Annotated in this window: 15 protein-coding genes; all 15 read left to right on the plus strand. The window is 69.8% G+C overall.

The window, feature by feature from the left end; all coding sequences use genetic code 11:
- Positions 1–275 precede the first annotated feature (275 nt).
- Positions 276–656: a hypothetical protein gene (locus tag ABZ854_RS32240; RefSeq protein WP_361218074.1), complete on the plus strand. Its 381-nt coding sequence runs from the start codon at positions 276–278 to the stop codon at positions 654–656.
- Positions 632–3,259 (plus strand): ATP/GTP-binding protein, encoded by a 2,628-nt coding sequence (locus ABZ854_RS32245; RefSeq protein ID WP_361218077.1) that lies wholly within the window; start codon positions 632–634, stop codon positions 3,257–3,259. The genes ABZ854_RS32240 and ABZ854_RS32245 overlap by 25 nt, the downstream gene beginning before the upstream one ends.
- Positions 3,260–3,276: 17 nt before the next feature.
- A complete protein-coding gene (locus ABZ854_RS32250; RefSeq protein ID WP_361218114.1) occupies positions 3,277–4,170 on the plus strand; it encodes a replication-relaxation family protein in 894 nt (297 codons plus the stop codon).
- 548 nt (positions 4,171–4,718) lie between these two features.
- Positions 4,719–5,327 (plus strand): hypothetical protein, encoded by a 609-nt coding sequence (locus ABZ854_RS32255; protein ID WP_361218079.1) that lies wholly within the window; start codon positions 4,719–4,721, stop codon positions 5,325–5,327.
- Positions 5,321–6,208: an ATP/GTP-binding protein gene (locus ABZ854_RS32260; protein ID WP_361218081.1), complete on the plus strand. Its 888-nt coding sequence runs from the start codon at positions 5,321–5,323 to the stop codon at positions 6,206–6,208. The genes ABZ854_RS32255 and ABZ854_RS32260 overlap by 7 nt, the downstream gene beginning before the upstream one ends.
- A 30-nt stretch (positions 6,209–6,238) precedes the next feature.
- Positions 6,239–6,946 (plus strand): SAF domain-containing protein, encoded by a 708-nt coding sequence (locus ABZ854_RS32265; RefSeq protein ID WP_361218084.1) that lies wholly within the window; start codon positions 6,239–6,241, stop codon positions 6,944–6,946.
- Positions 6,946–7,773 carry a hypothetical protein gene (locus ABZ854_RS32270; protein WP_361218086.1) on the plus strand — a complete coding sequence of 276 codons (828 nt, stop codon included), beginning with the start codon at positions 6,946–6,948 and terminating at the stop codon, positions 7,771–7,773. The genes ABZ854_RS32265 and ABZ854_RS32270 overlap by 1 nt, the downstream gene beginning before the upstream one ends.
- Positions 7,763–9,253, plus strand: coding sequence for a CpaF/VirB11 family protein (locus ABZ854_RS32275; RefSeq protein ID WP_361218089.1), 1,491 nt, complete (start codon positions 7,763–7,765; stop codon positions 9,251–9,253). Before ABZ854_RS32270 ends, ABZ854_RS32275 begins: the two co-directional genes overlap by 11 nt.
- Positions 9,250–10,203, plus strand: coding sequence for a type II secretion system F family protein (locus ABZ854_RS32280; RefSeq protein WP_361218092.1), 954 nt, complete (start codon positions 9,250–9,252; stop codon positions 10,201–10,203). The genes ABZ854_RS32275 and ABZ854_RS32280 overlap by 4 nt, the downstream gene beginning before the upstream one ends.
- Entirely contained in the window at positions 10,200–11,084 is an 885-nt protein-coding gene (locus tag ABZ854_RS32285; RefSeq protein WP_361218095.1) for a type II secretion system F family protein, read from the plus strand. The genes ABZ854_RS32280 and ABZ854_RS32285 overlap by 4 nt, the downstream gene beginning before the upstream one ends.
- A gap of 41 nt (positions 11,085–11,125) precedes the next feature.
- The gene (locus ABZ854_RS32290) at positions 11,126–11,464 is read left to right on the plus strand and encodes a hypothetical protein (RefSeq protein WP_361218098.1); all 339 of its coding nucleotides are present in this window, start codon (positions 11,126–11,128) and stop codon (positions 11,462–11,464) included.
- Positions 11,464–11,889: a TadE family protein gene (locus ABZ854_RS32295; protein ID WP_361218100.1), complete on the plus strand. Its 426-nt coding sequence runs from the start codon at positions 11,464–11,466 to the stop codon at positions 11,887–11,889. The genes ABZ854_RS32290 and ABZ854_RS32295 overlap by 1 nt, the downstream gene beginning before the upstream one ends.
- The gene (locus tag ABZ854_RS32300) at positions 11,868–12,350 is read left to right on the plus strand and encodes a TadE family protein (protein ID WP_361218103.1); all 483 of its coding nucleotides are present in this window, start codon (positions 11,868–11,870) and stop codon (positions 12,348–12,350) included. The genes ABZ854_RS32295 and ABZ854_RS32300 overlap by 22 nt, the downstream gene beginning before the upstream one ends.
- Positions 12,347–12,799, plus strand: a complete 453-nt coding sequence (locus ABZ854_RS32305; RefSeq protein ID WP_361218106.1) for a Tad domain-containing protein — start codon at positions 12,347–12,349, stop codon at positions 12,797–12,799. The genes ABZ854_RS32300 and ABZ854_RS32305 overlap by 4 nt, the downstream gene beginning before the upstream one ends.
- The gene (locus ABZ854_RS32310) at positions 12,799–16,305 is read left to right on the plus strand and encodes a hypothetical protein (protein ID WP_361218109.1); all 3,507 of its coding nucleotides are present in this window, start codon (positions 12,799–12,801) and stop codon (positions 16,303–16,305) included. The genes ABZ854_RS32305 and ABZ854_RS32310 overlap by 1 nt, the downstream gene beginning before the upstream one ends.
- Positions 16,306–16,629: the final 324 nt, after the last annotated feature.

Raw genomic sequence — 16,629 nt, forward strand, 5'->3', positions numbered from 1 at the left:
CCACCACCCCACGCTCCCGACGTCTGCTGTTGCTGAGCACTGCCCTGCTCGCCGTCGCCGGCGTCGCCCTGCTGGGCCTGCCGCACAGTCATAGGGAGCCACCCCCCGACTCGGCACCGTCGCCGACCGCGAGTGCGACCACTGATCCGTCACCGTCCCAATCAGCCAGTAGGCATCCCGCAGGAGGGACGACTGTCAGCACGGCTTCCTCCACGACGCCCGCCCTCTCGACGCCGTCGGTCCTCGAGTCGGCGCTGCCGCCGCACGGCGAGGGCGTGGCTGGCGACAAGGCCATCCAGTGCTCGCTTCAGGCAGCCTGGCCCGCCGACCTTCCCGCCGCCGACGAGCGGGAGCTGCTCACCGCCGGGCGCGCGCTGCTACGCGCGGACGCCACCGGCATCGGCCGCGCGAAGTGGCCCGCGGTCTTTCCCGACGCGCTCCAGGAGGTGGCCCCGGCGTTCGCCACCGCCCGCTTCCGCATCCAGGCCGCGATCGCCCGCCGCAACGGCAGTCCCGACAAGGCAGTGGTCCACCTGGTGTGGGCCGGCATGGACCGCGGCGGCACCTTCACCGATCTGCGCATCACCGAATGGCACTTCACCCGCACCACCACACAGAAGGGGGCGTCCACGTGGACTCCGCAGCCCCGTACCTGACTGGCCAGGCCTCCGCATCAGCATCCGGCCAGGTGCTCGGCCTCGTCTTGGGCATCGTTGACATGGCCGGCTGGGCGATCACCTACTGGTGGGTGGTGGCCTTGGCCGCCGTGGCAGTCTCGGCCACGGGCGAGGCGGCGGTGCGCCATCTGGCGCGGAAGGCCTCGGCCGAACGGATGGCGCTGGAACTCGTCCCCTCGCGGCACTTCGACCCTGCTCTGGAGGAAATCTTCCGCCGGGGTGTGCAACTCGCCCGGGCGTCTACGAGCATGCCGTGGTGGGCGCCGCGCCGGTCGAAGACGGTGCAGATCAGGCTCCGCGCCGACGGCTCCAGTCCGCTGCGCTACCGCATCGAAGGCCCTGCCGGCGGCGAACGCCTGCTGTCCATCACACCGTTCGGTCCGGCCGTCACGGTGAACCGGGCCCGTCCCCTCTTCGACAAGCCCCGTGACCACGTGGTGCGGGCGGAGTTCATCCTGCGGGGCAAGCCGACCGCACCCCTGCGTGAGGTTCCGCTGAGCCCTGACCCGTTGCAGCCGCTGATCGACGCCGTCTCGGACCTCCGTGCCGAGCTGGGGGACCTCGCCGAGATCCGGCTCGACATCCAGCGCGCCCCCATGTGGGCACTGCGGGCCCGCCGTCTGCAGCTGATGAGCGACGCGCGGCGCGCCGAGCGGCGCGAGGCCCAGCGGGCCGCCCGGTGGGCGCGCCATGACGCCACCGGCATCGAGGACTCGCTCACCTGGCAGCTGCAGCAACTGGTCGCCGGCAAGCAGGGCGGAAGCGGCCGCCGACTGGTCATGCCGCCCGTCCCGCGCCGGGTGGACCCGGAGGAGGCGCTGGGCAAGCTCGCCGAGGACGACCACCTGGTGCGGGTGCAGCTGCTGGTGATGTGCGCGTCGAACACCGAAGGCCGCGCCGAAGCCCGACTCGCTCAACTCCAGGCCGCGTTCGATGTGTTCGGCGGCGGCTCCCGCTGGGCGATGCGTGGCTGGAGGATAGGTCCCTGGCGGTTCGGGGCGGACCGCTGGCCCAGCCGGCGCGGCTTCGAACGCCGGTGGGCTTTGGGGCACTCTCAGCCACCCCGTCCGAACTGGGTCCGCCTGGAAGAGCTGACCGGCCTGCTCAAGCCGCCCACCGCGCACTGCCGTCTACCTCTGCTCGCCGGCGACCTGCCGACGTTCGAGCATGGGAACCCCGAACTGTTGCTGCAGGGGACCTACCGCGGCCCGGACGGCCGTCGGCGCCTGGTCGCCACCTACGCAAAGGAGACGCTGTTCGAGGTCGGGGTGGGAAAGGCGGGCGGCGGCAAGACAGAACGCGCCCTCGCCCAGGCGATCAGCTGGGCGCATGCCGGCGGCGGGCTGATGTTCCTCGACCCACACCGCGACTCGTGGCCGCGTGCCCTGCCGTTCCTCGCCCACGACCACCTGATGCCGCGGATCGCGCTGATCGACCTCAACGCCAGCGGGCCTGCGCCGCAGCTCAGTTGCTGGAACCCGATTGGCATGCACCAAGGCCAGGTCGCTCACGAGGTCGTCGAGGCGACCGCCGACGCCTACGCCTCCGTGCTCGGCTGGGACGACGCCACCGCTCCCCGCGCGCTGACCATCTTCACCGCCGCCCTGACGGTGCTGGTGGCCGTCAATGAGACCGCCTGCCAGGCCGGGCGGCCCGAAGACCAGGCCACGATCTTTCACGTGCGGTCCCTGCTGACCGACCCGGTCTTCCGTACGACGGCGCTCACCACGGTCGAGGGGCGCCTGGATGAGGAGACCCGCTCCTGGTGGCGGACGGTGTTCCCGACGCTGCCCACCGACGCATTCGCCGTCGTCCTCAACCCGATCGCCCGCCTGGCCGCCAACCCCGTCACCCGCGCCTTCCTCGGTCAGCCGGCCGGTATCTACAACATCCGGGCCGCGATGGACTCGCGGATGATCGTGTGGGTGTGCCCGGGCGGAAACGGGCCCACCGACCGGCTGGTCACCGCGCTGCTGGCCCGGGACCTGCTGCGGGCCGTGCGCTCCAGAAGGGACACCGCAGAAGACCGGCGGGTCCCGTTCCGCCCCTACTTCGACGAGCTGATCACCCTCACGGGCGCGGCCCCGGAAACGATCGCCGCGATGTTCGAGGACTTCCGCAAGTACAAGGTCCACGTCCACGGCATGACCCAGCTGCTCGCACGCCTCCCCATCCCGGTGCGGCTCTCCTTGATACAGAACGCCTCCACCCTGGCCTCGACCGCCGGCTCGCAGTCCGCCATCGCCCCGATCACCGCCGAGTGGGGCGACCGTCCCCCTGCAGACGTCGTCTCCATGCTGGACCGGTTCGAGCACTACATGTCACTGACCGTCGAGGGCCGCCGCGTGGGTCCCGTCCAGATCACTGGCCCTCACCTCGACGACGTGTTCGCCCACTACGCCCGCCCCGGCCAGGCCAACGCCCTGGAGCACGCAGCCCAAACCACGGCAGGCGCCGCCCCGCTGGCCCAGCTCACCGACCGGGCCCAAAGCCAGCTCATCCGCGTCAGCGCCTTCCTCACCCAGCACTCCTCCGCCACCCAGCCGGCCGCCCAAATGCAGAAGAAGAGGAACTACAAGTGACCACCACCTCCGAGACCATGCCGTCCGGCCGTACACCGAGCCCCATCGAACCGCTGCCGCACCAGCTCCTGGCCGTGCTCGGCCAGCACCGGATGGCAACCACCAACCAGCTCCACGCACTGCTGCGGCCCGGCGCAGCGCGACAGACCGTCTCCGCACCGCTCAACAAGCTGCGCCGCGACGGCCTGGTGGACTACACCGTCCTGCCACAGTCCAATCGATCCCGCGCCTGGTACCTGACGAGCGAAGGTGCCCGGCTGACCCGAGACTTCCCCGCCCTGCGCGGACGTCCCACATACCCGATCAACTCGGCCACGGCGGCCTCCCTGAAGACCCCGCACACGCTGACCGTGGTCCGAACCCACCTCGCGTTCGTCACCGACGCCCGCCGGCGCGGCGACGAGCACGGCCACCTGGACTGGACACCGGAGGTCTCCCACCCGCTCAGCGACGGTGAGCGGATCATTCCGGACGCGGTGATGCACTACACCCTCATCGATGACGAGGAGCGCACCAAGCTGCGGGCGTTCGTCGAAGTCGACCGGGCGACCATGGGCAGCGAGCGGCTCGCCTCCAAGCTGATCGAGTATGCGCGGCTGTGGTCGTACGAGCCGCAAGCCGTCGGCCGGTCCCGCTCGCGACAGCCCGCCGCCGCCGGGGCGGTGTGGCTGCGCTGGTATCCCGTGTTCCCCCGAGTGTTGTTCGTACTGACCGGGGCCTCCCGGTACGTCCTGGGCAACCGGATCAGTGACCTGCAGGCCATGGTGGCGGAGCACCCGCTCGTGGGCACGCTGGCCCGGCAGGTGCCGATGGGCGCGGCAGTCCTGGAGGACCTCGAGGAGCGGGGGCCCACCGGTTACGTCTGGATCCCTCTAGCCGGCGGCGAACCGCGCCCGTGGACCGATCTGTAGGTGAGCGCCCGCATGGTCACCATCCGATCGCAGATCACGGCTCCGCTCCTCGCCCTCACCGTCGCGGAAAGCATCCTGGCAGGCGGGGCGACGGGGAAAGTAGCCGCTGTGCGCGCGTCATCGCCTTGGCCTCGTACTGATCGCCGCCGGCGACTCTCGGGCTTGGTAGCGCGGGACATCCACTCTTCCACAACATGCGCCGCGTGCCGGCCGCCGTGGGTGATGTCGCACGGCCTGCGCGACTCGTGCCGCGATACAGCCGCATCGCTGCGGCCTCACGCTCGCTGCCCACACCATCCCGGTTGCAGCGTCATCACTTCACGAATGCACAGAGCACAAGCCGCTCCCCCTGTTTCTGAAGTGGCCGAATACATTCGGAGTTGCGTATCTCAACTTGCTCACACTGTTGGGAACTTGGTCGGCATATGCGTAACCTAGCGACTACCCATGGCTCACCAGCGCGCCCTGCCCAGGGTTCACCGGCGGAAACCAAGCTGGATGCACCTGGTGAGGGGTCGTCCGTACACCGCTCAACGGGGGTAGGCCACGTGAACCGTCGCGCACATCGAATTCGCAGCTCTCTTGTTCGCTTTCGAAATGCCGTCGGCCTGACTCTTGCGCTGTCGGCCGCGGTTGGCCTGACCGCATGCAGCTCAAGTCACGACGACGGAAAGACCGCTTCGTCTTCACCCCGGACGTCCCCCTCCGCCGCCCCGACGACCGCCACAGCTGATCCTGAGGCCCCGGAGAAAAAGGCACTGCTGCAGGCCTACGGCCGCTACTGGCATGAGCAGGCCAAGGCCTATGCACAGGCCGACATCAAGGGCACCCGCCTGAAGAAGTACGCCACGAAAAAGGCGCTGACACGTGTGATGGGGGACCTGCTGGTGATGCAGAAGGCCGGGACGGCCACGACCGGCAGCCCGAGCCACAAGGTCAAGGTGACGTCGCTGACACTCGCTCGGAAGATCCCCACAGCTAGCCTCCAGGACTGTCTGGATATCTCGGGCTGGAGGACGGTGATGCGGAAGACGGGGAAGGTCAAGCCGTTCCCGTCGAAGCAGCCTCTGCGATACGTCACGACGGTATCGGCGGAGAAGTGGGGAAAGCAGTGGATGATCACTGACGCCGAGCCGGACGGGGATCGGACATGCTGAGGTCGGCGGCAGCGACCTTGGCACTGCTACTGAGCGTGCTGTGCATCATGAACGCTCGACCGGCCCTGGCCGACGACGGCCCTGTCATCGGAGGTCACTGCGAGGGTGAGAGCTCATGGGTCACGGTCTGCCGTCAGGATCCGGGCACTTCATCAGGCCATGGCAAGACACCCAGGGCGTCGGGCAAGCACAGCAACGGAGAGTCCAAGCCTCGCCCGCAGACGTGCGCGGTCGAGCGTCTCGACCCGCAGCCACCGGCAAGCGACCCGGTCTGGAAGGGGCACAAGCCGGGAGACGGCGCGATCTACGCCCGAGTCTGCCTCGGCGACGTGCTCGGCCGGGCGGCCGGAGCCGACATGTTCCCCGACGTGTTCTGGTCCCCTAAGACGCCTGCGGTCCATGTGGATCCGGAGCAGCTCGCCCGGGAAGCGGTCGACCGCATGCTCCTGACCGGTCCGGACATCGCCAGCCCTACTCCGGCCGGCAGGTATCTCGTCGGCATGCCGGTGTGGATGTGGGTCAATCGAAGCCCCACGACCTATGGACCCAACACTGCTTCGGCATCCCTGGCGGGCGTCACCGTCACCGCGACTGCCAAGGTCACGAAGATCGACTGGAATACGGGCGACGGCATCACCCGGACCTGCCAGGGCCCGGGCACCAAGTACACGGCGGCGTATGGCAAACAGGATTCCCCTACCTGCGGCCACACCTACACGCGCACGTCAGCATCCCGGCAACGCGGGACGTTCACGGTGACGGCGACAGCCGCCTGGACGGTCGACTGGCAGGTAGACGGAGCTGGTGAGAGCGGCCAGTTCACCCAGATAAGGCAGTCCCACGAGCAAGTAGCAATCGGCGAGCTGCAGGTCGTCCGATAGGCAGGACGCTGGAAGGATGAAGCGTTGACGTTGAGCAAGACCCAAGAACGTGCGGACACACCCAGCTCGAACGGCCTGCCCCAGCTGGGAACGGCGGCCGGCCCCGTCACTCCCCCGCGAGTTTCAGCCCGCAGGCGACGACCCGGTGTCATCGCCCTGGCCCTGGCGCTGATCGCTGCCGGCGGCGCGGGTGTTGCGGTCCTGCTGCTCCAGGCGGGCCATCGCACCGAGGTGGTGACCGTGGTCCGTGACGTCCAGGTTGGTCAGGTCCTCACTGACAAGGACCTGGGCCAGGCGTCCGTCGCCCTGGATCCGGCTGTCAAGGCGGTGCGGGCCGACAACCTGGAGTCGGTGGTGGGTAAGCGGGCGGCTGTGGAGCTCAAGCCCGGTTCCCTGCTCTCGCCTTCGCAGGTGACGAAGGACAGCCTGGTGCATGCTGGCGAGCAGCTGGTGCCGATCGGTCTGGAGCCCAAGCAGATCCCGGCGACCGCGCTGGTGCCGGGGCAGAAGGTGGAGCTGGTGCACGTCCCGGCTCAGGGAACGACGGACACCGGGAAGACGTCCGACGACGCGCCGCAGACCATCGACGGCCGGGTCGTGAAGGCCTCCGCCGCCGCCCCCGGTACCGGGATCGTGGTCGTCGACGTGGCCGCCTCTGCCGCCGACGGTCCCACGGCCGCCGCGTGGGAGGCGGCCGGCGCCCTGCGCCTGGTCCTCGCGGCTCCGGACGGTAGCTGATGGCGGTCATCGCCCTCGCGGGCTGCAGCGGCGCGCCTGGCGTGACCACGAGCGCCCTGGCGCTGCTGCTGTCGTGGCCGCTGGAGGCTGGCCGGCGGATGATCCTGGCTGAGTGCGACCCGGACGGCGGGGCCGTGTTGCACGGTCTGCTGCAGGGCACGCTCGGCGACCGGTACGGGCTGCGCAACCTCTCGGTTGCCGCCCGTAAAGGCGAGTTCAGCGACGCGTTCTGGCGGCAGCTGATCGACCTGAGCGGTGAGGACGGCAAGCAGGACTCCCCGCGTGACCGGCTGCTGCTGCCGGGCATCACCGACCCCTCGCAGTCGGCGAGCCTGGGCCAGGTGTGGAAGGTCCTTGCGCAGATGTTCCGTGGCATCGAGGCCGAGAGCGGTCACGACGTCCTCATGGACCTCGGCCGCCGCGGTGCGTACGGGCCCTCCGGGGTGCTGGCAGAGCAGGCCGACGCCACGTTCGTGGTCGTGCGCAACACCCTGCGCTGCCTGCAGGCAGCCGAGGGCCGGGTGCGTGCACTGGAGGAGCGCGTCGGTGATGTCAGCGTGCTGATGATCAACGAGGGGCCGTATCCGGCGGGCGAGGTGCAGCGTGTGCTGCAGGTGCCGGTGATCGCGACGCTGCCGTATGCGCCGAAGGACGCCCGGGTGCTGTCCGACAGTGCCGAACAGCCCCGCCGCTTCCACAAGTCGCCGCTGATGAAGGCCGCCCGCACGGGCAGCACGCTGCTGGTGCAGCGGGCTGCCATGCGCCGGGCCCGGCTTGATCCACGCGGTGCCCGTGCTGCAGGCGGGGAGGTGACCCGTGCGCGCTAGGCCGTTGCACCACGACCCCTCGGTGGCGCCGGTGCCCCAGGAGTGGGGGCAGCAGCAGACCAACGGAGTGTCGGCTGGTGCAGGTGCTGCCTCCAGTTCGCAGGTGCTCGGTACGGCGGTTCCGCAGATCACCGTCGACTACCGGGTGGCCCGGGACATCGCGTCCCAGGTCGCCAAGCAGCGCGAGGAACTACTCAAGACCAAGCCCGGCATGGACCGGGCCAGTGAAGAGCAGCGCTGCCTGAACTGGATCGCTGAGGCGGTCGCGCTGTGGTCGGACGCCCAGGCGATGACGCCGCAAGAGGATGAGGCGCTGCGGCGCGCCGTGTATGACCTCCTTTTTCGGGCCGGCCGGCTCCAGCCGTACCTGGACGATGACCGGGTTGAGGACATCATCATCCAGGGCCCGCACGAGGTGTGGCTCGACTACGGCGATGGCGAACGCCGCCGGGTCGGGCCGATCGCGGACTCGGAAGAGGAACTGCTGGAGCTGTTGCGGGAGTTGGCTAGGGGCTCTGGGCACAGCGAGCGCACCATTTCGACCGCGAACCCGACCCTGGCGCTGTCTTTGCAGGACGGCTCCCGCCTGCAGGCCATCACGGGGCTCGGGCCGATGACCTATGCGGTCATCCGGCGGCACCGGGTCTCCCACGCGGATCTCGACGATCTGGTGCGGCTGGGCACCATCGACCCGATCCTGCGCGAGTTCCTCGGCGCCGCCGTGCGCGCCGAGAAGAACATCATGATCGCGGGGAAGCAGAAGGCCGGGAAAACGACCTTGATGCGGGCGATGCTCAAGGAGTTCGACGCGGAGTGCCGGTTCGCGACCATCCAGACCGAGGACGAGCTGTTCGCCCACCAAAACGGCTACCACAAGCAGGTCGTCTCCCTCGTCGGGCGCGAGTCCAACGGGGAGAAGGACGTCACCGGCCGCGGTGCCGGCGAGGTCACACTGCTGGACCTGATGCATCCTGCGCTGCGGTTGTCGCTGGAGCGGATCGTGGTCGGCGAGGTCCGCGGTCCGGAAGTCGTCGCCATGATGCAGGCGCTGACGAACGGCTCCGGCGGCAACCTGTGCACCATCCACGCGCGGCGCCCAGACGTCATCTTCGACCGGATCGCCGAGTTGTACGCGCTCGCTCAGGAGAACCTCTCCGAGCAGCTGGCCTACCGGCAGACGGCCAACGGTCTGGATTTCGTCGTGTACGTCGACATGACGGACGAGACGCAGATCGGCGGCCGCCGCCACCGCTACGTCTCCCACGTGCTGGAGCTGACCGGGATCGGCGAGAACGGCCGGCCCGCCACCAACGAGGTCTTCTCCCCCGGAGCTGAGTGGGGGGAACTGCGGGCGGTGCCGCGGATGGACCCGGGCTGCATCGACGACCTGCGCCGCGTCGGCTTCGACTCCAGCCTGCTGCAGGAGCCGTATGGGGCCTGGACGGCGCCGCTGCCGCTGAAGGTGGGGGCGGCCCGGTGATCCTTCTGTGGGCGCTGCTGTCCGGGATGGCTGTGGTCGGCGGGCTGATCGGTGTCGTGGCGGGTGTTGTGGGCACGGCTGCGCCGCGCCGGGCCTCGCTGCTCAAGCGCTGGCAGGCGACTCTGCGCGGTGGGAAGAACCAGAGCGAGGACGCCCGGATGCGGCGGCGGACCCTCATGGCCGCGGCCGTCGTGGTCTTCGTGGCCGTGTGGCTGGTCTCGGGGAACTTCGTCGGGGGTGCGCTGCTGGGTGCGGCCGTCATCGGCGTGCCCTGGCTGATCAGCCCGGCGCAGATGGCGCAGGACCGTATCGGTCAACTGGAGGGCTTGAGCGAGTGGACGCAGCGGCTGGCGGGGCTGCTGCGCCTCGGTATGGGCCTGGAACAGGCGATGATCACCAGCCGTCAGGGAGCGCCGGACGAACTCTCACCCCAGATCATTAACCTGTCCGACCGGCTGCGCCTGGGGTGGCGGCCGGACGGAGCGCTGCGCGCGTTCGCCGAGGAACTGGATGATGTCACCGCGGACAAGGTGGTTGCCGCGCTCATCCTGTCGGTCAACGACCGCGGCCCGGGCCTGGCTCAGGCACTTGAGGACCTGTCGGGCACTGTCCGCGAAGAGGTCGCTAAGAAGCGCGCCGTCGAGGCGGACCGGGCCAAGCCCAGGACGACCGTGCGGTGGATGACCATCATCACGGTGGGCGTCGTGGTGGCTGGGTTCTTCGTGCCGTCCTACACCAGGCCGTACTCCACGCTGCTTGGCCAGCTCGTACTCGCCTTCCTGACGGCCGGTTTCGTCGGGGTCCTCGCTCTGATGCGGCAGCTGGGCAGTTTCCGGCGCGTCCCGCGCTTCCTGATCACCGACCCAGCCAGCACCGTCCGGCTGCCCGCGCCCGTCCCGGAGCCGGAGCCGCCGATCACCGCACGGGAACCGGAAGGAGCCGCCTCGTGAACTTGCTCCCCGTTGTCGTGACCGGCGGTACGGTCGGCGCCGGCGTCGCCTTGCTGATCCGGGAACTCTTGCAGTCCCAGCCCGCATTGGGGCCGGCCCTCCAGCGCAGTGCCCCGGCGTCCTTGACGATGCCCGAGGTGGAGCTGGACCGCGAGGAGGTGTGGGGCCGGTGGCTGCTGGCCCGCCTCGAGCGGCTCCCGGGCGTGAAGGTCCCCACCACGAACCTGACCCTGCTCGGTCAGGGGCCGGGCCAGTTCATACTCAAGAAGACCGCGCTCGCCGCGCTGGGGCTGCTCTGCCCAGTGATCGCAACGATTCCGTGGATCGTCGCGGGCGTGGGCCTGCCGTTCTACGTGCCCGCAGGTGTCGGCCTCATCATCGCCGGCCTGCTGTTCGTCACCCCGGACCTCGCTGTGCGGGACCAGGCCAGGCGGGCACGGGAGGAGTTTGCGCACGCCCTGTCCGCCTACCTCGACCTCGTCGCTCTCAAGCGGGCCGCCGACGCCGGCCCCGCCGAGGCACTGGAGAAGGCCGCCGCCGTCGGGAAGGGCTGGCCCTTCCTGTATCTGCAGGGCGCGCTGCGCCGGGCCCGGCTGGAGAAGATCCCGCCGTATCAAGCGCTCACGGAACTCGCCCACACATACGACCTGCCCGTCCTCAACGACGTCGCCGACATCATGCGCGGCTCCGCCACCGACGGTGCCGCCGTCTACAAGGCCCTGCGGGCCCGCAGCGCGTCACTCAACGCCGAGCTGCTGGCCGCTCAGGCTGCCGAGGCGAACGCGGCCAGCGAAAAGATGACCGCGCCGGGCGCGCTCTTGGCCGTCCTAGTGATGCTGCTGATGGCCTTCCCCGCTGTGATCCGCATGCTCACCGTCTAAACCACACCGACCCTTTCCACGCTCAAGAGAGGCAGAGGAACATGAAGGACACCACAGCCCGCACCCGCCGTGCTGTGCTCCGCCCGACCACCCACCCACACCCGCACACCGCCCCACACCCCGGCCCGTCCACTGCTTCCCGCCGGCCGGGGCGGGGCCGCCGGGGCGCACGTGCCTGGGCACAGGCCAACGGTGCAGTCGTCCGGCTCACCACCCGAGTACAGGCAGCCATTGAGGACGCCTCCCGCCGGCCGGACCGGGGTGACATCTCCACCACGACCGTCATCATCTGGGTGGCTGCCGTCACCGGTGCAGTCCTGATCGCCGGGACGATCGCCATGGTGATCTCCAAGTACAACGGCAAGCTCAGCGGACTGTGATGTCTGGTCCCGAGCGGCTGAAGGACTGGTGGCAGGGGCGAAGATGGCGCGAAGACCGCGGGGACACCTCCCTCCAGATGGCGATCGTCTTTCCGTTCGTGCTGCTCGCCACGGTTGCCGTGATCCAGGCGTCCATGTGGTACTACGCGCGGCAGATTGCCCTGACCGCTGCCCGCGAGGGCGCCAGTGCGGCCCGCGCCTACCAGTCGAGCCCGGCCGCCGGTGCGGCTCAGGCACGCAGCGTGCTGGGCCGCACCGCGGGTGACAGCCTGAGCGGCTACAGCGTCTCGGCCAGCAGCGACGGGCAGCGGGTGCAGGTGCAGGTGTCCGGCACCGCCATGTCGATGATCCCGGGCGTTTCAGGCCTTCACATCACCCAGTCCGCGTCCGGCCCGGTGGAGAGATGGACCGTCCCGGGAGGGTGAACCACGTGCGAAAAACGGCCCGGTGGGCTCCAAGGCTCCGCAGCGACGAGGGCAGCGCGGCGATCGAGGCTGCCATCGTCCTCCCTGCGCTGATCATGTTCATCTGTATGGCCATCGCCGGCGGACGCATCGTCACCTCCGGTGCAAAGATCGACGCGGCAGCCGAGGCCGCGGCGCGGGAGGCGTCCCTTCACCGCACCGCGGGGTCCGCGCAGAGCGCCGCGCAGGCGGCGGCCGCGCAGTCCCTGAACGACCAGGGCATCACGTGCTCGTCCACCAGCGTCAACATCAACACAGGCGGTCTCAGCGTGCCGGTGGGGCAGGTCGGGACGGTCACCGCCACCGTGACCTGCACGGTCAACCTCTCCGACCTGCTACTCCCGGGCGTGCCAGGAGCCAAGACGCTCACATCGACCGCCACCTCGGTAGTCGATCTGTACCGGCAGCGGGGGGATGGATGATCTTCCGCCAGAGGGGCCTGCGCCGAACGCTACGGGATGACCGGGGAGGCGTCACCGTGTTCGTAGCCGTGTGCGTCATCGCGCTGATCGGAATCATCGGCGTCGCCGTCGACGGCGGCAGCAAGATGCGAGCCACCGAACGCGCCGACTACATCGCCGGCGAAGCCGCCCGGGCCGGCGGACAGGCCATCAATCCCGCCGACGCGATCAGCGGAACGGCGATCGTCGTGGATCCGCAGGCCGCGACCGCCGCAGCCAAGGCCTACCTGCACTCCGCCGGCGCCACCGGCACCGTCAGCGTGTCCGGCGACGGCAAGACGCTCACCGTCACGGTCACCGGCACCTACGACACGAAGTTCCTGCCGGTGGTAGGGATCAACTCCCTGCCGGTGACCGGGCGTGGCAAGGCCATTCTCCTGCACGGCGTCACGGCTCCCGAAGGAAACTGATGCGCACCACCCCCTCCCCCGCCGCAACCGACGGCCGCACCCTGGCACGGACACTCAAGGCCGCCTCGAGTGCGCTGGTCCTGGCGGTCGCGCTCGCCGGGCTGCCGCTGCTGCTGGCGTGGGCCACCCCGGTCATCTGGGCCGCCTCCCACAACGACGTCATGCACCTGCTGGACCGGCAGGACACCGGCAGCGTGTTCCTGCTGATGCTCGCCTGCGCCGGCTGGATCGGCTGGGCGCAGTTCGCGTTCTGCGCCGTGCGCGAGCTGATCGCCCAGCTGCGGGGCCGTACATGGCGCGCCCCGCGGGGGATGGGCGCCTCGCAGCGCGCCGCGGCTCTCCTGATCGGCAGCATCATCGTGTTACTGCCGACGGGTTCGGCGCTGGCCTCCGACGCCCAGGCCGCCCCGGCCACCACCGCGGCCCGGATCCCCGGACAGGCCCCGGCGCGGCCCGCAGCCGAAACCGATCAGGCTCACGCTTCGGTGACGAACACACGGGGGTCCGGTGAGTCCCGTACCACGTACACGGTGCGCGAGACCCGGCCCGCGGAAAGCCTGTGGGGCATCGCCGAGCGGGAACTGGGGGACGGCGAAAGGTGGCGGGAGATCGCCGCCCTGAACGACGGCCACACCATGGCCGACGGCACAACCTTCCGTGCGAACAGCTTCCTGCAGCCCGGCTGGCAGCTTCAGATGCCCGACACATCAGCTGGAGTGGGAGGCCTCCGTACGCAGTTGAGTGAGGCTGCGCCGGCTGCCGGCGAGAAGAGTGAGCACGTCGTCACAGTCCGCTCGGGCGACTACCTGTCGAAGATCGCGGAGAAGGAACTCGGCGACGGAGACCAATGGCCCGAGCTTTTCAAGGCCAGCAGGGGCCAGGAACAGCCGCACGGTCTGCCCGCGATCACCGACCCGAACGTCATCTACGCAGGGCAGCAGGTCACCGTGCCCGGCAACCAGCCCGACCAGCCACCCCAAGACCATGACCGGGGTGATGAGGCGGGCAGCCAGAAGACCACTCCCCCGGCGGCCGGCCAGAAGCCAGGCAGTGAGCAGAGGTCCGGCGAGGGCACGGCAACCAACCAGACGCCCGCGCCGAGCCAGACCACCACGCCCACACCGCGGTCGTCGACTCCCAGTGCACCGGCACGTCGCTCTTCCGAACAACCCGGACAGGATCAAGCGTCGCCCTCGGCGACGGCTTCTGCGACCCCCGAGCCCAGCGCCAGCGCGCCTCCCACTGCCGCCTCACCGTCGGCGTCGACTGCAACGTCCGGCTCCACTGCCGGCTCCTCACCCGCCTCCACGGCGTCCGAGACCCCGGCGACGGCTCCGACCGCCAGCCCGCTGAACCTGCGCACCGTTCTCGGTGCCGGCGCGCTGCTGGCGGCCGCCATCACCGGTGCTCTTGCACTGCGCCGTACGCTGCAGCGGCGCCGGCGCAGGCCCGGCGAGAAGATCGCCATCGCGTCACAGACGTCCACGGCCGAGGCCCAGTTGGCGGCGGCCGCCGAGCCGGGCGGCGCTGTCCGTCTGGACGTGGCGCTGCGAACGCTCGCCCACCAGGCGGCCCAGGAGGAGGTCGCGATCCTGCCGGCGCTGCGGGCTGCCCGGATCGGCGCCCGCTCGGTGGAGGTGTTGCCCGAAGATCCAACCGCGGGCCCTGCGGCGCCCTTCGTCTTGGGGCAGGGCGGATGGTGGGCCCTGCCCACCGATGCCGAGGTGCTGGACGAAGACGACGCCCGCGAGGTGCCCGCACCGTATCCCGGGCTGGTCACGATCGGCAGCACCGAGGCGGGCGATCTCCTGCTCCTCAACCTCGCCCACCTGCCCGCGCTCCTGCTCGACGGCAACCCCGTCCACATCACCGAGGTGTGCACCTCCCTCGCCCTGGAACTCGCAATGAGCCCATGGGCAAGCGAAGCCGAGATCGTCACCGTCGGGTTCGGCGAAGACCTGCCACACCTGCTACCCACCGCACGCATCGCCCACATGCGACAGGCCGCGCACGCCCTACGCGACTTAAGCGAACGGCTGCTGGAAACACACCAAATGCCCGAAACCCAGCATCAGCCATACCTGCTCCTGTGCGCGTCGCCTCTGGACACGGACACCGCCTGGCAGTTCGCCGACCTCATCGACAAGGCGGGCACTGTCCCCGTCACTCTGATCGCACCCGCGAGTACAGCGGCCGCGCACTTTACCGAGGCAGAAATCCTCAACGCCTCCCTCCACGAACCGCAAAACCTCGACTACGCCGGCACCGACATCACGGTGCAGCGCCTCGAACATGCCGCCTACCTGCAGATCAGCACCGCGTTGAAGGTATCCGGGCAGGCATCCCATCCGGCCGAAGGCCCCTGGCAAGACGTCCCGGACGAGTCCGACCGCGCGCAGCAGCCTGAGCAGATTGCGCGGGAGGAGTCGGCGGGGACCGCGGCCGCCACCGTCCCGAGCGGATCGCTGGCGGCGGCCTCCGACGCCGGCGGCAACGTATTCCCGGCGCTGCTGGCCGCTAACGCCGATCCGGCCGGACTACGGCTCCTACCCCACGCCACGCCCGCAACTCCGGCAGCCGACGATCCCGGCCCACCACGCACTCCCCCAGGGTCCCCGCCCCCGCGCCCGGCTCCCGCGCCGGCAACCCGGTTGGAGTCCACCGCCGGTCACGACTACACGAGAGGCAGCGACCACGACGCCGCCCTCGAGGGACACCCCATGACAGAAGCGGGAGAGGGCAAAGCTCACGACGCACCCGCTCCGGAGATCAGAGTGCTGGGCCCCATCGAGGTGACCGGCGTCGATGCCACCGGCCACGGCCCACGCATGGCACAACTCGCCGCCCTGTTGATCTTCAAGCCCGGCCGCAGCGCCGACGCCCTGTGCACCGACATGGACCCCATCAGCCCCTGGTCCACCAGCACCCTCAACGCCCGCCTCCAAGGCCTACGCCGCTCCCTGGGCAACGACCCCGCCGGCAACCCCTACGTCCCACGCCGCAAATCCGGCACCGACTCCTACCAACTCGCCCCAGCAGTACGCTGCGACTGGACCCACTTCCTGCAACTCGTCGAACACGCCCTACCGCAAGGCCCCTCCGGCCTGACCCACCTGGAAAAGGCACTCACTCTGGTACGCGGCCGGCCCTTCGGTGGCAAGGCCCTGCCCTGGGCCGAGCCCTACCAGCAGGAAATGGTCACGCGCATCATCGACGTAGCACACACAGTGGCCACCTACCGCACCCCTGCGGGCCCGCACCACGACCTCAGCGCCGCCCGCCAGGCCATCGCAACCGGCCTCGACGTAGACGACACCGCGGAGCTCCTTTATCGGGACTGGCTCAGGATCGAGTATGCGGCCGGGAACCGGCAGGGGCTGCACATGGCCATCTCCCGCGTCCAGCAAGTCAACCACGCGCTCGACTGCTCCCTGGAGATGGAGACCACGCAGCTCATCAACGAGCTCCTCAACGGCTCGGGCACGGCGGTACCCAAAGCTCCGTAGCCGTGGGGTGCAGGGCCGCGCGGTGCCCGCTACTGGCTGGACGCAACGTCCCGGGCCGCGTGAGCGAGCAGTTCACTCAAGGCCGCCTCGCTGAACCCCGGCGGGCGGCTGCGCCCACCCCCCCATTACCGTCTTCGTAGCCCCGCAACAGGGCTACCGGCCTTCGGAGTTGGCATGACTGCCTCCCCTTGTCGAGTGCATGGCCTGGGGGGTGGTGTCACCGGCTCCGGAGGCACTGACAGACCGCTGATTAGGGGCATGACCACCGGCGTTTTCCCACGTCGGGAGGCTCTTCGTAATGTGGATGTGGCGATCAGTGCCGTG

Source organism: Streptomyces sp. NPDC047028 (assembly GCF_040644095.1).
In the GTDB taxonomy this organism is placed as follows: domain Bacteria; phylum Actinomycetota; class Actinomycetes; order Streptomycetales; family Streptomycetaceae; genus Streptomyces.

What these genes read in the sequence shown, in the direction of transcription:
- ABZ854_RS32305 (WP_361218106.1), top strand. Translation starts at nt 12,347, where the DNA reads ATGATCTTCCGCCAGAGGGGCCTGCGCCGAACGCTACGGGATGACCGG.
- ABZ854_RS32270 (WP_361218086.1), top strand. Translation starts at nt 6,946, where the DNA reads ATGGCGGTCATCGCCCTCGCGGGCTGCAGCGGCGCGCCTGGCGTGACC.
- ABZ854_RS32300 (WP_361218103.1), top strand. Translation starts at nt 11,868, where the DNA reads ATGGACCGTCCCGGGAGGGTGAACCACGTGCGAAAAACGGCCCGGTGG.
- ABZ854_RS32310 (WP_361218109.1), top strand. Translation starts at nt 12,799, where the DNA reads ATGCGCACCACCCCCTCCCCCGCCGCAACCGACGGCCGCACCCTGGCA.
- ABZ854_RS32290 (WP_361218098.1), top strand. Translation starts at nt 11,126, where the DNA reads ATGAAGGACACCACAGCCCGCACCCGCCGTGCTGTGCTCCGCCCGACC.
- ABZ854_RS32250 (WP_361218114.1), top strand. Translation starts at nt 3,277, where the DNA reads ATGCCGTCCGGCCGTACACCGAGCCCCATCGAACCGCTGCCGCACCAG.
- ABZ854_RS32260 (WP_361218081.1), top strand. Translation starts at nt 5,321, where the DNA reads ATGCTGAGGTCGGCGGCAGCGACCTTGGCACTGCTACTGAGCGTGCTG.
- ABZ854_RS32295 (WP_361218100.1), top strand. Translation starts at nt 11,464, where the DNA reads ATGTCTGGTCCCGAGCGGCTGAAGGACTGGTGGCAGGGGCGAAGATGG.